At 66.5% G+C, this 16458-nt stretch carries 8 protein-coding genes; 4 read left to right on the plus strand and 4 right to left on the minus strand.

Annotation, left to right across the window (positions count from 1 at the left end):
* Positions 1-118: 118 nt before the first annotated feature.
* Both ftsY and B9C43_RS33110 read left to right on the plus strand, forming a co-directional pair.
* Positions 119-1396, plus strand: a complete 1278-nt coding sequence (ftsY, locus tag B9C43_RS33105) for a signal recognition particle-docking protein FtsY (protein ID WP_084430716.1) — start codon at positions 119-121, stop codon at positions 1394-1396.
* Positions 1397-1549: 153 nt separating this feature from the next.
* Positions 1550-5059, plus strand: coding sequence for an FG-GAP-like repeat-containing protein (locus B9C43_RS33110; protein WP_143446761.1), 3510 nt, complete (start codon positions 1550-1552; stop codon positions 5057-5059).
* A gap of 86 nt (positions 5060-5145) precedes the next feature.
* On the opposite strand, the gene B9C43_RS33115 is transcribed toward B9C43_RS33110, so the two are convergent.
* From B9C43_RS33115 to B9C43_RS33130, 4 genes are all read right to left on the minus strand, one after another.
* Entirely contained in the window at positions 5146-5622 is a 477-nt protein-coding gene (locus tag B9C43_RS33115; protein WP_084430718.1) for a hypothetical protein, read from the minus strand.
* A gap of 3 nt (positions 5623-5625) precedes the next feature.
* A complete protein-coding gene (locus B9C43_RS33120; RefSeq protein ID WP_160096848.1) occupies positions 5626-11808 on the minus strand; it encodes an RHS repeat-associated core domain-containing protein in 6183 nt (2060 codons plus the stop codon).
* Between the two features lie 307 nt (positions 11809-12115).
* Positions 12116-12814: a hypothetical protein gene (locus B9C43_RS33125; protein ID WP_084430720.1), complete on the minus strand. Its 699-nt coding sequence runs from the start codon at positions 12812-12814 to the stop codon at positions 12116-12118.
* A 41-nt stretch (positions 12815-12855) separates the two neighbouring features.
* Positions 12856-13620: an IclR family transcriptional regulator gene (locus tag B9C43_RS33130; RefSeq protein ID WP_033392592.1), complete on the minus strand. Its 765-nt coding sequence runs from the start codon at positions 13618-13620 to the stop codon at positions 12856-12858.
* 75 nt (positions 13621-13695) lie between these two features.
* On the opposite strand from B9C43_RS33130, the gene aceB reads away from it, so the two are divergent.
* Positions 13696-15234, plus strand: coding sequence for a malate synthase A (aceB, locus tag B9C43_RS33135; RefSeq protein ID WP_084430721.1), 1539 nt, complete (start codon positions 13696-13698; stop codon positions 15232-15234).
* Positions 15234-16448, plus strand: a complete 1215-nt coding sequence (locus B9C43_RS33140) for a DUF6986 family protein (protein ID WP_084430722.1) — start codon at positions 15234-15236, stop codon at positions 16446-16448. The genes aceB and B9C43_RS33140 overlap by 1 nt, the downstream gene beginning before the upstream one ends.
* Positions 16449-16458 lie beyond the last annotated feature (10 nt).

Below are 16458 nucleotides of genomic sequence, written 5' to 3' on the forward strand. Positions count from 1 at the left end.
CATGAACGTGTGGTGTATTCCACACATCGGGATATGGCAAGACTTTCGGTGAATTCTTGACCTAAACGAGTTAAAAGCCGTTGAAGCTTGTCGAAGCTATGGATGCGAGGATGGCGGGGTGTCCACCGAACTCATCGTGATCCTCGCGGTCGTCCTGGTCCTGATCGCCGTGGCCGTGGTCACCGGGCTGGTACTGGCCAAGCGCCGCCGGGTGAGCCTGACCGACACCGAGAAGAAGCCGGTCGAGGACAGGCCGAAGTACCAGGCGGGCAGCGGCATCAGCCTGTCGTCCGGCGGCGGCAGCACTACCGTTGAGCCGCCGGTGCACCCGGTGGAGGATCGGACCGAGGTCGACGGCCAGCCGGGCGTCGGCGACGACGCCTCGGTGCCGCGGGATTCCGAGAAACGCGACATAGTCGACATTCCGCTGCCTGATTCCGTGGCGGTGGAGGAGAAGCCGCAGCTCGACGAGATCGAGCCGACCGCGGGTCGTCTCGAGCGGCTGCGCGGCAAGCTGGCGCGGTCCCGCTCGACCTTCGGGCAGAGCCTGCTCGGCCTGCTGGGCGCGGGTGACCTGGACGAGGACTCGTGGACCGACGTCGAGGACACGCTGCTACTCGCCGACCTGGGCGCGGCGACCACCGCGGAGATCATCTCGAAGCTCCGCGCAGAAATGACGTCTCGTGGCGTCCGCAACGCCGAAGAGGCCCGCGCGGTCCTGCGTTCCGTGCTCGTCGAGGCCCTGCACCCGGAGATGGACCGCTCGGTGCGCGCACTCCCGCACGAATCCAAGCCCGCGGTCGTCCTGGTCGCAGGCGTCAACGGCACCGGCAAGACGACGACGACCGGCAAGCTCGCGCGCGTTCTCGTGGCCGACGGTCGTACCGTCTTGCTGGGCGCCGCTGACACGTTCCGCGCGGCAGCCGCCGAGCAGCTCGCCACGTGGGCAAGCCGCGTTGGTGCCGAGGTCGTGCGTGGCAAGGAAGGCGCCGACCCGGCCGCGGTCGCTTTCGACGCGGTCAAGCGTGGAACCGACACCGGCGTGGACGCGGTCCTTGTCGACACCGCGGGCCGGCTGCACACCAAGACCGGCCTGATGGACGAGCTGGGCAAGGTCAAGCGCGTGGTGGAAAAGCAGGCCAAGATCGACGAGGTGCTGCTGGTGCTGGACGCGACGACTGGTCAGAACGGGCTCACCCAGGCCCGGGTGTTCTCCGAGGTCGTCGACGTGACCGGGATCGTGCTCACGAAACTGGACGGCACCGCCAAGGGCGGCATCGTCTTCCAGGTCCAGCGGGAACTCGGCGTGCCGGTCAAGCTGGTCGGCCTCGGTGAAGGCGCCGACGACCTGGCGCCGTTCGAGCCGGGCGCGTTTGTCGACGCTTTGCTGGGGTAATTCACGCGACACTGCCGGTCGTTGCAAGAACTATGTCCACTTTGACCTGCGTTTGCGAGGATTCGCGCGCGGGGATGTAAGGCCTGGGCTACAACGGTTCCTGTGGGGGGTGCCGCTGCGAGTCCCCGCCTTCGTTGCTGAAGGGGACATGGCTTGACATCGCGAAGATCCGCACGCTTTCTGGCGTGCGCTTTGGCATGCGTTCTGGTGGCCGGCGCGCCACAGGCCTCTGCCGAGCAGGAATCCAGCCCTCCCGGTGTTTCCGGGCAGGGAGTTCCTATTGAGCTGCCCGAACTGGGCTCCGAGACGACCCGGGTGTTCGCCAACCCGTCCGGTACCAGGACTCTTGAGCAGTTCGTCCGGCCGTTCCGTGCGCGCACACCGGAAGGCTGGGCCCCGGTGGACACGACCTTGGTGCGTGACGCCGACGGCTCGGTACGGCCCAAGGTCACGCCGATGAAGGTGCGGCTGTCCGGCGGCGGGAACAGCCCGCTGGCGGCGTTGGAACGGGACGGGAAAACGCTTGCGTTGTCCTGGCCCCGCGCGTTGCCTTCGCCCGAGCTGGACGGTGCCACGGCCACCTACCGGGAGGTGCTGCCGGGCGTCGACCTGCGTGTGACGGCCGATGTCGAAGGGTTCTCCCAGGTCCTGGTCGTGCACAACGCCGAGGCCGCGGCGAACCCGGCACTGCGGGAGATCAAGTTCGCCACGTCCGGCCTGCGGATCAAGGCGGGCGAGAACGGCAAGACCTTGGCCGTCGACGAGAGCGGGAACGCGGTCTTCGAGTCGGGCACACCGACGATGTGGGACACGCCTGCCGCCGCCCGATCCGCGGTGGAGCAGGAGGTCGAGCACCACCCGATGGGCCTGCGCGTCGACGACGGCGAGCTGACCATCGTGCCCGACGCCGAGATGCTCACGTCACCGGACACCAACTTCCCGCTGTACATCGACCCGTCCTACAGCGGTACGCAGAACCGTTGGGTCTCGGTGGACTCCTACTCCCCGAACACCGAGTACTGGAGCACAGACCGGGACACCGCACGGGTCGGCCTGCAGACGTTCTCGTCGCCCAACGGCCTGCACCGGTCGTTCTTCCAGGTCAACACGGCCCCGATCGCCGGTGCGCAGGTGTTGAACAGCTGGTTCGCGATCACCCTCGACCACTCCGGCGACTGCGCCTCACAGCCGGTGGACCTGTACCAGACCAAGGGGATCGAGGCGGGCACCAAGATCACGTGGAACACCACCACGGAGACGAGCACCGACAAGAAGTGGTGGCTGGCCAAACTGGACAGCCGGTCCGCCCACGCCAACGAGGCGGGCGGTTGCGGTACGGCACAACCGGACGTCCCGATGGAGTTCGGCTCGGCGGCGCTGACGACGTTGGTGCAGAACACGGCGAACGCCAAGACCGGCACGCTGACCTTCGGCTTGCGGGCGCCGAACGAGACCACAAGGCTGCAGTGGAAGAAGTTCTACCAGAACACCGCCCGGCTCGTGGTCGAGTACAACAACAAGCCGCGCGTGCCGACCAACTTCACGACCGTCCCACCGACTTCGTGCGGCACGGCCGCGGCACCGATCGCACTGAACACCGCCTCCCCGACGTTCTCGGCGATCGCGTCCGATCCGGACGGTGACAACGTCAAGGGACGACTGGAGATCCTCGACGGCGACACGCTCGTACACAGCCAGGACACACCGTTGTTCCGGTCCGGTGGTGCGTTCTCGTGGTCGTCCGTGCCCGCCGGAGTCCTGCCGGACAACCAGCCGACCAAGGTGTACAACTACCGCGCCCGCATCCTGGACTCGCTTGTCGCGGGACCTGATTCGCCGCGCTGCTACTTCACGGTGGACCGGACCCGTCCAGTGCCGCCGACGATCTCGTCCACGGACTTCCCGGACAACACGCCGGTCCGGTCGGTCGGCGAGCTCGGCACCGTGACGTTCAGCCGAGGCGGAACGGACACGGACATCGCCGGTTTCCGATATGGCTTCCAGCAGGACAAAACGACCATGTGGGTCGCCGCGGACGCGCAAGGCTCGGCCACGGTTCCGATCACCGTGTGGGACGACATGTCCAGCCGTCCGCTGTACGTCCGAGCCGTGGACCGAGCGGGCAACATCAGTCCGTTGAGTCCATCGTGGACATTGACCGCCCAGGTCCGGACCGTCCCGGGCACGGCGGTGCGCGCGGACACCAACGGCGACCGGCGCGCGGACTTCGCGATGCTGTTCGACCAGAGCAACGGCCGGACGGCGGCGTGGAACTTCCTGTCGACGGGCGACGGTTTCTCCTCCGGTTACGTCGGCTGGGACACCGACGTCAGCGGTGGGTTCCCGATGTACCGGATCAAGAGTGCCAACGGTGACTTCGACGGCGACGGCCGCAGCGACATCGCGGTGCTGCGGGAAGACCCGGATCGCAAAGTCCGGCTGTACCTGCTGCGCTCGGACAGCAACCGCTTCGACGCGGAAAGCGAACCCGCGTGGACCGGCGACTATCGGCTGTCACACCTGCGAATCACCGCAGGCGACTTCGATGCCGACGGTGATGACGATCTGGCCGTGTTCCAAGGCCTTTCGGGAGCACAGACCAAGCTGTGGGTGCACCGCTCCAGCGGTGGTGTGTTCGCAGCCCCCGTGCAGCAGTGGGACAGCGGCGCCAACGGCCTTGACGTCAACCACCTTTCACCGGTCGCGGGTGACTTCGACGGTGACGGCGACGACGACATCGCAGGCTTCCGCGGGGCTCCTGGCGCGTTGCAGACCAAGCTGTTCCTGCACGTGTCGAACGGTTCTACGTTCGCGGCTCCGGCTTCGCAGTGGGAGAGCACCACGTTCGACCGGTCCAAGGCGACTTTCGTGACGACGAACGTCAACGGCGACACCACGGGCAAGGACGAGATCGTGGCGGCCTACAACCGCGGTGGGACCTCGACCCAGGTACAGATCTTCGCTGCCAACGGCAGCGCCTGGTCTGTGGCCGTCGGGTGGGAGAGCACGGCGTTCGACTCGCTGAAGTCCTCGCTGGCGGCGGGTGACTTCAACGGCGACGGCAAGGGCGACATCGCATCGCTGTACGACACCGGCAACGGCCAACGGCAGATGTACACGTTCGTCTCAACCGGAACCGCGTTCGCCGACAAGCGAACCGACTGGCAAGGCGCGGTCGCGGACGTCGCGGACGCCGTCTACATCGAACCGGGCCGCAAGTACCGCCTGCAGCCGAGCCACACCGAGAAGTGCAGCGGAATCCCGTCGGGCAACGTGGCCGACGGCGGGCCGTTCCAGCAGCAGGACTGCGTCGCGTCGGCGGCTCACCAGCAGTTCGAGCTGGACCGGATCGGCAGCACGCCGTACTTCCAGATCAAGACGGCGGCGGGCAAATGCCTGGACATCCCGAGCTGGAAGCACGAGGACAACGTCGCGATCGGCCAGTGGACGTGTGAGCCGACCGGTGCACCGCAGGCGAACCAGCAGTTCCGGCTGGATTACGTGCGGGGTAGCGGGATGGATGTCGTGGTGCAGCCTCGGATCGTCCACAGTGACAAGTGCGTGACGGTGGCTGGCGGCGGTACCGCGACCAACACGGCGATCACACAGGTGGCTTGTTCGGGAGCCGCATACCAGCGGTACATCCTGAGAATCGAGCCCTGACGTCAGACGCTGTGAAGGCTGCCTTCACAGCACAAAACACATCGGCGGGGTGGCCAAAGCTGCCACCCCGCCGATGTGTGTTCCGGCTAGATGTGTTCCGGGAAGTACTCCGCGATGTCCCGGAGATCCTCGCTCGGTGAGTCGCGGACGGCATCCTTCAGCAGATCAAGGATGTCGAGGCGGTTGACCTGCTCGAGCAGGACCGCCAGCCCGCGCAGTTCCTCCCACCGTTCGGGATCCGGGTTGGCGATCTCCCTTGACGACAGCGCTTCCAGCCGCGGGTCGCGCATGTCGGGTGGTAGCCCGGCCAGGATGTACCTGGCGCGGGCGGCGTACTGGCTGTTGCTCAAGGCCGCCTCGAACACCTCAGGGAACAATTCCAGCACCAGTTCCGCCCGTTCGGGTGCGCGGTCACCGATCAGCCGCAGCGCGGCATGGTGACCGTTCTGCCTGGCGAACACCGAACGCAGGAACTCGACCGCGTTCTCGTCGTCCAGTATCGCGTTGCCCGCCCGGATGTAGGCGATCTCAGCTTTCCGCAGCTCCTGCCACGCCTCTTCCACTTCTCACCTTGATTTCTTCTTCGGGTACTTCTTCACCTTCTGCCACTCCAGCCCGGCGATCTTCGCCTTGTACTCCTCGAAGGACATGTTCCTCGAAGCGTAGATCGTGTGGTGACCTTCCGGGTTGTTGTCGAAGACCCAGTCGAGGCCCTCGGGCAGCTTGGCGTCCTTCGGCAGACGGTACAGGTGCATACCACTGGTCGACAGGCGCTTCTCGAGGTTCTCGGGGCTGTTGTAGGTCGAGAAGCCCTTGATGTCCTCGATGTCCTTCCCCTCCTGGGAAAGAACCATGTCGCCTACCTTTTCGTAGTCCGCTTCCTTCTTGATCTGCGGTCCTGAGGCGTTGGCGATCGCATAGAGATCCGGCCGTGGTTCGGTCTTCTTCTTCGGCTGCCTCTTACGCGGCTGCTTCTGTTCCTTGGGCTTGTTCGGGCCTTTCTTCTTCTTGGCCTTCCACTTGTTCACCCACTTTCGGACCTTCTCACGAGCCTTCTTCAGCCGTTCGACGTTCTTCTTGCCTATCGCCTTGGCTATCTTCTTCTTGGCTTCTTTCCAGACCTTGCTCTTCTTTATTCGCTGGATCGTCTTGGCTACCCATTTGACCACCCATTTGGCGACGATCACCGTGACGGTCTTGGCCACCTGCACCCACTTGGTGCTGACCAGCTTCTTGAGCAACCAGCCGATGAAGCGCACGACCTGCTTGGCGACCCACACGAACACGCGCCGCAGCACGGGAACGAGGACTCGCGTCAGCACCGGCACCAAGACCCGGACCGCGATCGGGATCAGTACGACCACCCAGTAGCGGCCATCCGGGTCGGAGAACGTGACCGGGTTGTTGTTGGCGTAGGCGAACGCGTTCAGCTGCTGCGGCTCGACGTAGTCGATCTCCGGGTCAGCCGAGATGAATCTGCCCGTCGCCGTGTCGTAGGCCCGTTCGCCGAGTTGGGTCAGGCCGGTGTCGCCGTCGATCGTGCCGCCGACGAAGCCCTTCTGTCCCGGCCACGACGTCGGCTGAGTCCCACGGGCACCACCGAACGGGTCGGTGCGGCGCCGCGACACTTCCTGCGTGTCCGCGTCGATCGACACCTCGGCCGTGCCGACGTGGTTCGAGTCGAGCCAGTGCAGCTTGCCGTTGGACGTACGGATGGCCACCGTCTCGTCGTCGTGCACGTAGCTGCGGGTCGCCTGCAGCGCTCCCGCCGGGTTCAGCAGCACCTCGGTGGCGCCGAGGTACAGCGTCACACCCGTGCTGTCCCGCCGGATCAGGCGGTTGCCGTCCGCGTCGTACACATAGGACGTGACCTTGCTGCCCTCGGTGACCTTGGTCAGCAGGCCTTCGGCGTCCCACTCCAGCGTCTGTCCCGGCGCGGTGCCGAGCTTGCGGCTGGTGGTGTTGCCGGTCGGGTCGTAACCGAACTCGTCGACCTTCGTGCCCGACGGCCCGGTCGTGGTCACCTTCTGCACGGCGTGCGGCTGTGCCTGGCCGGGTGCGGGGTAGGTGTAGACACTGGACGTCGTCTTGCCGTCCGGCGTCACCTTGGTCTCGCTGGTCCGGTTGCCGGCCTTGTCGTAGGTCCAGCCGTGCCAGTACGGTGCCGCGCCGCCCAGGTTCGCCGAACTCGGTGCGGCAGCACAGTTTCCGTCGCGCGGCGTCCACGCACCGGTCATCCGGCGCAGGTAGTCGTGCTGGAAACACTGCGTGTCGGGAACTTCACCGGTGTCCGCACCTGGCTGGTTGTGGATCCTGGTGATGTTGCCGGCCGCGTCGTAGGTGTACGACACGTTCGACACCACGCGACCGGGGGTCTCCCGTTCGGTGATCGTGCGCTGCACCCGCCGGGTACCGATCTCGTATTCGGCGGAGCGCTTGACCCACTTGCCACCAGCGGACAGCGTGACTGTCTGCGGTTCCGAGTACGGCGTGTAGCTCGTGTTGGTGACGTACGAGGTCTGACCGGTCAACGTGGTCGGCAGGCCGAGGCTGTTGTACCCGAAGGTCAGCTTCTCCTCGGCCAGTCCGGCGACCGCGGGCAGCGTCGTGTCGGCGACATCGCCGTCGGCCTTGTAGTTGGTCGCGAACTTGTAGGTGCCGGCCAGTTTTCCTTCCGATGCCGGGATCGTGATGCTCATCCCGGTCGGCCGGTTGCCCGAGTCGACACTGGTGATCGCCTGGGTGTAGGCGTTGCCGTTGACGTAGCGCGTCGAGGAGGTGGCCACACCGGGCACTGAGGTGCCGTCCGGCAGCTTGTCGAAGCCCCACTCGACGAGTTTCGGCCCCGCCAACGAGCCTTCGTGCACCGCGGTGGTGCGGCCGATGTCGTCGTAGGCGAACGCCAGTACCTTGCCGGTGGCGTCCTTCTTCGTCGCCACCTGGTCGTAGTTGTCGTACGTGATCTCGGTGACGCCACGGTCCGGGTCGGAGACCTTGATCTCACGGCCGAGCATGTCGTACTCGTGCCGCCAGACGTTGCCCGCCGGGTCGGTGACAGTCTCCAGCTGGCCGTGCGGGGTGTAGGTGTACGTCGTCTTGTCGTACTCCCCGGTCGGCGCGTTGCCCTTGTACTGGCGCAGCTCGACGAGCCGGCCCTCGGCGTCAGTGATCTTGGTGGTCGGGGTCTCCCCGTCCGGCGGATCGACGCTGTACTGGCGACCGTCGTACGAGTGCGTGGTGCGCCACTTCTCGGTGCCTTCGACCTTGAGGATCTCGGCGGTCAGCCTGCCCTCGCCGTCGTACTCGAACACACGCTGCGTCGGCAGCATGGCCTCGTCCGGCGTGACCACGTCGGTGCCGGGCGGGGCGTCGTTGTAGAACGGGCCGTTGGTCTTTACTTCCAGGCCACGCGAGTCGTAGATCGTGTCGGTGATGACACGACCGCCACCCGGTGCGGGTTCCTGCGACTGGCGCTCCCGCATCTGCCCGTCGTACAGCTCGATTTCCGTTGTGTACTCACCGTTGGGCTGCAACGTCTTGTTGGTGACGACGTTCGGGCCGTTGGTGCGGATCAGGTAGCTGTGTTCGGTGCTCGGGCTTTGCGAGCGGTCACGTCCCGGCAGCCACGACTTGATGACGCGGCCGAGTGGGTCGTGCAGCTTCTCGGTGCGCTTGTTGTTGGTGTCGGTGATCGCGATGGGCTCGCCCCACGCGGTCTCGTACTCGGTGCTCGACTTCTGACCGAGTGGGTTGGTGGTGGTGACCTTGGTCACCGGACCGCCCACAGTGGACTCATACGTCGTCGTACTCGTCTTGCCCGCCACGTCGGTCGCTTCGACGGCACGACCGTAGATGTCGAACTTCGCGCGGCCGAGCGTCTTGAACACCGGTGCGCCGTTCACCCAGCCGTTGAACACGTCACGGCGAGTCGGGTCACCCTTGACCGGTGCGGCACCGAACGTGTCGCTGTTGTCGTAGTACGTGCGTTCGATGCTGACGAGGTCCGCGGGGAGGTTCGGTGTCTTGTCGCACGCGACACGGACCGTTTCCTCTTGGATCTCCGCGTCCATCATGTGCGTGGCCGCGTTGTGCGCGTAGGTGTAGCGGGTGCACGTGTCGTCGTTCGGGTCGGCGAGGTTGTGCAGTTCCTCCTTGCGCTGCACCAGACCGCCCGCGTCGAAGACGTTGTTGGAGCCCGACTTCAGTGCCGATCCGTCCGGCTTGATCTCGGACCGCCGGACCGCGGACTCGCCGACCTTGTACGCCTTCGTCGTGCCCCAGCTGCGGACCCGGGTCGCCGTCGGCGCGGACACCCACTGGTCGGTGATCTCCCGGCTGATGACCTTGCCGCCGGCCTTGTCGTAGGTGATCACCTCCCGCTCGGATCCGGCGAGCTGGTTGCTGTCGTCCACCGCGACACCGTTGGAGTCGACGACCTTGACGTCCTTCAGCGCGCCCGCGGCCGTCTTGTCCTCGTCCATGCCGCGGAAGTAGAGGACCTCGGTCTGCTCCTGCTCACCGCCCTGCTGGCCCTTCAAGGTCTGCACGCGGTCGTAACCGCGCCACTGCGACCAGGACTTGCGCTCGGCCGGGACCAGGCCGTCCTCTTCGTCGTGGTGCCATGCGGGCGTGCCGACGTAGTTGATCTTGGTGACCTCGGGAGCCAGCCCGGTGGTCAGATCCTTCTCGGTCACGTCCGACACGACGTACTTGTGGAACCAGTCCGTCCGCTCCTTGGCCAAGTCGTCCAAGGAGTCCGGCGTCCACTTCAACGGGTGGCAGCGCTTGGTGTTGTTGTCCTCGGCGGGCAGCGCACCGGGTGCGGCGCACTCCTTGGGCAGGTAGTTCACCGCGAGCTCGGCACCGGTCTCGGTGCGGATCGCCTTGAGGCGCCACCAGTTCATCGGCGGGATGCCTTCGATGCCGTCCACCCGGTTGCTCAGCTGGATGCCCTCGAAGGTGGTCGCGGGCAGCGTCGCGGTGCCGCCGACCAGGCCGGTGCGCTGGATCGAGTCCAGCCACATGCCCGCCCTGGTGCCGTCGCCGGGAGCCGGGTAGCTGTGGGTCAGCGTCCACTCGTCGACGTTCTTGAAGGCGGTGCCGTTCCACACCTTCGTGGTCACCTTCGCCAGCCGCTTCTGCGTCCAGAACGACGGCGTGTACTTGTTGCCGCAGTTCGTGGTGCTGGTGCACAGCTGGTCCAACGGGGTGTCGGGCCAGTTCTGCGGCTGGGTGGTGACGCACTGGGTGCCCGGGATGCACCGGTCGGCCACGGTGAACGCGACCTGGCCGACGGCGGGCTTGGTGTAGACCTCGCCGTCGCGCTGGCCGTAGTCGATGCGCTCGATGTAGCCGTCCCGCACGTAGTTCGAGACCTTGGTGGCGGTCAGGTTGCGGGAGTAGTTGTTGGTCTCGGTCTTGTAGAAGTAGCTCATGGTGTTGCCGTGCGGATCCACGACGTAGTCGAGGTTCCACCGCCACGCCTGCTGGCACCACGAGGTGTCGAACGAGCCTGCCTTGTAACAGTCCTCGCCTGAGTGGTTGCCGAAGACCGGGACCGTCCACGCGGAGTTCGTGGTCTGCTTGCCCGTCGCCCAGCCCGGCAGCTTGTTCAGACCGAAGAAGTACTGCGTGCCGTCGCGGGTCGTGATCTTCCACGCCTCGCCGTTGTTGTCCCCGTTGTCCTTGTTGGACAGCTTCTCGATCTTCGATCCGTCGTCGCCGCGCAGCGTCCACGTGCCGCTGACGTCGTCGCGCACCATTTCGCCACCGCTGCCGTTGAGCTGCAGGGTGGCGTTGTCGGTGCGCCAACACAGGTCGCCGGTCTTCTTGGTGTTGTTGCTGTCCTTGGTGTCGGTGGAACAGCTGGCGTACCGGCGCTCGATGTAGCCGCCGGGGTTGAAGTCGAAGCCCTCACCGGCCCAGCCAGGCTGGTTGTTCGTCGCCGAGGTGCGCGCGTCGACGTTGCCCGAGGAGTACGACAGTTGCAGGTCCGGTTCGGGACCTTCCAGGGACGGCGGCGCGTCCATGTCGTATTCCCACGAGAAGTCGCCCGACGAAGCACCTGCCGACCACGTCGAACCCGGCGACATCGAGGAAGCCTGGTAGTCGCCTGCGCCCGACGACGCGGTCGCCGTGACGGCGAACAACTGGTTCGGGCCGGGCGTGACGTCGGCCGTCAGCGTGCCCGAGCCGTCGTTGCGGGTGCTCAGGTTCTTGGGCTGGCAGTCAAGGGAATCCGGCGTGGTCAACGCGCAGTCCGGCAGGACGGCCAGCTTCAGGCGGCTGGCCCAGTCACCGCCGTACGCGTCGCGGAAACCGGAGTAGTCGACCTCGACGGCGAGTTCCTGGTCCTCTGCGCCGGAAAGCCGGAACGCGGGCCCGTCCAGCCGCTTGGGCAGGACCTCGACGCGGATCGTCGAGTTGTTCGCCGCACGCGCGTTGTCCTTGCGGGACACCCGGATCGGTCCCGACGCGGCGGCACGTTGTTGTGTACCGCCAAGGGACAGCTCGGTCGTCGCCGGTGCGGGGAACTCGACCTTCGGTGAGCCCTTGAGGGCCTTCTCCTCGGCCGCGTCGGGCCCGACGGGCGCCGACGGAATGGTTTTGACGGGAACGGATTTCTCGGTGCGTGGCGTGAACTCGGCCTCCGGTGCCGCCACGGCAACCTCAGGCAGCACCGTGACCAGCGTGGTGACGATCGCGAACGCGATCCCCACACCGGCCAGCCGGTGTCTTCTTCGTGTCATGCGGTTGTGCCCCTCCAGCGTAAAAAAGGCATACCCCCCAGACCGCTGATTCTCGGGTCTTCCCGGCAACCCCATGACACCGTTTGCGCGATGTGCCAAAAAGCTTCCGAAATGCCGCTTCTTGTGTTAATTCGCTGTTAGATTTAGGGCAAAACCGCAGGTGGGAACGTCTGTGAAAAGTGTGAACCCGTGCTCAATGCGCTGTTCGGCGTAATCCGGTGTGAGATTAATCCGTGGCCGAATATAAAAAGTTCCTTCACCAGTTCCGGGGTGCGCGTGTGACATCGGGCCGTCGCCGCGGAGGCCGTCAATAGTCGAAGATGGTGACCCATTCCGCGTCGATCACGACGTAGCCAAGCGCGGTCATCAGATAGGCCACGAGCGGAGGGACGTGCGCGGCGCCGTAGACGATCGCGACGTCGATGTGCTCGTCCTGTCGTTCCTCGCAGATCTTGGTCACCGCCTGGATCAACAGGGCGTCGCGGTCGTCTTTGATCAGCCGGTCCAGGCCCAGTTCGGGGCGCCACTCGTCGATGTCGGTGTCGTCGTCGGTGGCCAGCTGGCGTGCCAGCGCTTCGCGCGTGCCGAACGTGCGGAGGTACAGGCCGGTCAGGGGAGCGGCGACGTTGGCGACCGCTCGCTCCACCAGCGGCAGCTTGCGCCACTTGTCAGCGAATTCGGCGCCGGACATGTCCGCCCAGAGGATCGGCACGCCGACTTCGTACACCGCACGGGTCTGCCCGACGAGCCCGAGCCGCTCTGAGGCGGAGGCCAGCCGGTATGCCTGGGTCAGCCGGGACGCTGTGGAGTGCGAGCCGGCCGGGCCGTTGATGCCCTCGGCGACGATCAGGTCGTGGTCACGCAGCCGCCGGGACACCTCCGCGTAGAACGCCGGCTCGGCCAGGTGGACCATCGGGTAGATCGTGAATCTCAGCGGTGTCTCCCGCCGGGCCAGTTGTGACACCGCGGCCCGCACGCCCAGCAACCCAGCTTCGACGACATCCATGTGATCCCCCCGCGTCCGATGGTACGGACTTCCGCGGGGAATCAGCCGGTGCTGCGGGCGTGCAAGGTGTCGGAAATCGCCTCGGCGACCCGTTGCACGACCGGCGCGACCTTCTGGACGATCTCGTCGGTCAGCCGTCCCTCCGGACCGGAGATGGAGATCGCGGCGGGGCTCGGCGTTCCCTTGACGGGCACGGCGATGCACCGGACGCCAAGCTCCTGCTCGCTCTCGTCGATGGCGTAGCCGCGGTTGGCGATCTCGGCGAGGTGCATCAGCAGCAGATCCGGGTCCCGGAACGTGTTCGGCGTGTACGCGGGCATCCCGGTGCGCTTGAGCAGTTCCCGGACGTCCTGCTGGGGCATCTGGGACAGCATCGCCTTGCCGACGCCGGTGCCGTGCGGCAGCAGGCGGCGGCCGACTTCGGTGAACATCCGCATCGAGTGCCGCGACGGCGCCTGTGCGACGTACACCACCTCGTCGTGTTCGAGTACGGCCAGGTTCGCCGTCTCGCCGACCTCGTCGACCAGTTCGGCCAGCAGGGGCCGTGCCCACGTGCCGAACTGGCGCCCGGCGTTCTCGCCCAGGCGGATCAGGCGTGAGCCCAGCGCGTAGCGTCGGTTGGGGTGCTGACGGACGTAGCCGAGCGTGACCAGGGTTCTGATCAGCCGGTGGATGGTGGGCATGGGCAGCCCGGACGTCGCCGCCAGCTCGGACAGGCTGGCTTCGCCGCCCGCGTCAGCCAAGCCTTCCAGCAGGTCGAAGGCGCGTTGCAGCGACTGCACGCCGCCGTTGGTCCCTGGGGCCAATGCCGCCTCCCGTCACGTTGAAGTTCCGCTATCCAAAAATTATAGTCCGTAACGCAGAAAGAAAGGAGTCATCCCTTGTCCGATTCTGATCGGATCCTGACGCCTGCGGCCCGCGAGTTCCTCGCCGGACTGCACAGCGCGTTCGGTGCCCGACGAGACGAACTGCTGGTCAAGCGGGCCGAACGGCGTGCGGAAGCCGCCCGGACCGGGCGCCTGGACTTCCTTGCCGAGACCGCGGAAATCCGTTCAGCGCAGTGGCGCGTTGCCCCGGCTCCGGCCGACCTGACCGACCGCCGGGTCGAGATCACCGGCCCGACCGAGCGCAAGATGGCGATCAACGCCCTCAACTCGGGCGCCAAGGTCTGGCTGGCCGACCTCGAGGACGCCAACACCCCGCACTGGGACAACGTGATCAGCGGCCAGGTCAACCTGTACGACGCCGTCCGCGAGACCATCGAGCTGACCACGCCCGAAGGCAAGGAGTACAAGCTCAAGCCGGGCAAGCACGCGACGATCGTGATGCGCCCGCGTGGCTGGCACCTGGACGAGCGGCACCTCGAGTTCGAGGGCAAGCCGGCCGTCGGTGCCCTCGTCGACTTCGGCCTGTACTTCTTCCACAACGCGAAAGAGCTGCTGGACCGCGGCAGTGGGCCGTACTTCTACCTGCCCAAGATGGAGAGCCATCTTGAGGCGCGGCTGTGGAACGACGTGTTCACGCACGCGCAGCGCGAACTGGGCATCCCGCACGGCACCATCCGCGCGACTGTGCTGATCGAGACCATCCCGGCCGCGTTCGAGATGGAGGAGATCCTCTACGAACTGCGCGACCACGCCTCCGGCCTGAACGCGGGCCGCTGGGACTACCTGTTCAGCGTGATCAAGTACTTCCGGGACGCGGGCGCGAGCTTCGTGCTGCCGGACCGCAACTCGGTCACCATGACCGCACCGTTCATGCGGGCGTACACCGAGCTTCTGGTGCGTACGTGCCACAAGCGAGGCGCGTTCGCGATGGGCGGCATGGCCGCGTTCATCCCGAACCGCCGTGACCCCGAGGTCACCGCCAAGGCGCTGGACAAGGTCCGGGACGACAAGAGCCGCGAGGCAGGCGACGGGTTCGACGGCTCGTGGGTCGCGCACCCCGACCTCGTCTCGGTCTGCCAGGAGATCTTCGACGGCGTGCTGGGTGACAAGCCCAACCAGCTCGACAAGTCCCGCGACGAGGTCTCGGTGACCGCGGACGACCTGCTCAACGTCGCCGCGACGCCAGGGGCCGCGACCGAGGCCGGGCTGCGCGCCGCCGTCGACGTGGGTGTCCGCTACATCGCCTCCTGGCTGGGCGGCAACGGTGCTGCGGCGATCCACAACCTCATGGAGGACGCCGCGACCGCGGAGATCTCCCGTGCCCAGGTCTGGCAGTGGGTCCGCAACGAGGTCGTGCTCGACAACGGCGCGACCGTGACCGCTGACCTGGTTCGCGACGTGCTCGCCGAGACGCGCAAGGAGCTGGACGGCCTGCCGCACCTCGACGCCGCCGTGGAACTGTTCGACCAGGTCGCGCTGGCCGACGATTTCGTGGACTTCCTGACCCTGCCCGCGTACGCGAAGATCGACTGATGCTGCTCGACGGACCCACGATCGCGTCGCTCACCGCTCGTCTGTCTGAAGTGGACCGGCGGCGGGCGGCGCGTTATCCCGGCGGCCGTGGCGGGCGCCAGCCGGTGCACACGTGCTACGTGCCCGCGTCCCAGATCGGCCCGTCCACCCCGCGTGAGTGGGGCGAGCAAGCGCTTGCGGCAATGACGGAGCACGGCTTCGACCTGTCCAAGGACCTGACCGAGCGGGTCAAGGCCAAACTGGCCCGGGAACCGGTCGAGGACCTGCGGATCGACTTCGAAGACGGCTACGGCGCGCCGTCGACCGAGGACGACGACGCCCGCTACGCGGCGGGCTGCCTGGTCCGCTGGCATGCCGAAGGGATCGCGCCGTACTCGTCCGGCCTGCGGATCAAGTCGTTCGACACGCCCGCGCTGCGCGACCGTGCCATCCGGACGCTGGACATCTTCCTGGAGACCCTCCGCGACCTGCCGCCCGGCTTCGTGATCACGTTCCCCAAGGTCACCGCGGCCGAGCAGGTCGAGGTCTTCGCCGAACTGCTGGAGGTGCTCGAGCAACGGCTCGGCTGGCCGACCGGCTCGCTGACGTTCGAGATCCAGGTGGAGACCACGCAGTCCATTGTGGATAGCGAAGGAAAACTGGCCATCCCGGCCTTCATCACCGCCGGCGGGCAACGCGTGGTCGGCCTGCACTACGGGACGTACGACTACACCGCCGCCGTCGGGCTTGGCGCGGCTCAGCAGAACCTCGCGCACCACGCGGCCGACTTCGCGCGGCACGTGATGCAGGTGTCCGCGGCCGGGACTGGTGTGCGGTTGTCCGACGGGTCGAGCAATGTGTTGCCAGTCGGCGACACCGCCCAGGTGCTCGCCGCGTGGCGCGTCCACTACGGACTGGTCAGGCGATCCTTGGAGCACGGTTTCTTCCAGGGGTGGGATATGCACCCTGCCCAACTGGTCTCCCGGTACGCCGCCGTGTTCGGGTACTACCGGGAAAGCCTGGAAAGTGACGCTCGGCGACTGGCCGCTTACGCCGCGCGCGCCAACAGTGCTGACAGCGGTGGGGTTCTGGACGAACCGGCGACCGCGCAAGCGCTTTCGGCGTCATTGTTGCGTAGCGTGGACTGTGGCGCGGCCACGGCCGAGGAGATCACCCAGGCGACTGGACTTCACTTGGACGTGCTGCGCGCGTATCACAGGAGGGCCGCCAGTTAGGGCAAGCTGG

It is taken from the genome of Kibdelosporangium aridum, from assembly GCF_900176515.1.
Classification (GTDB): domain Bacteria; phylum Actinomycetota; class Actinomycetes; order Mycobacteriales; family Pseudonocardiaceae; genus Kibdelosporangium; species Kibdelosporangium aridum.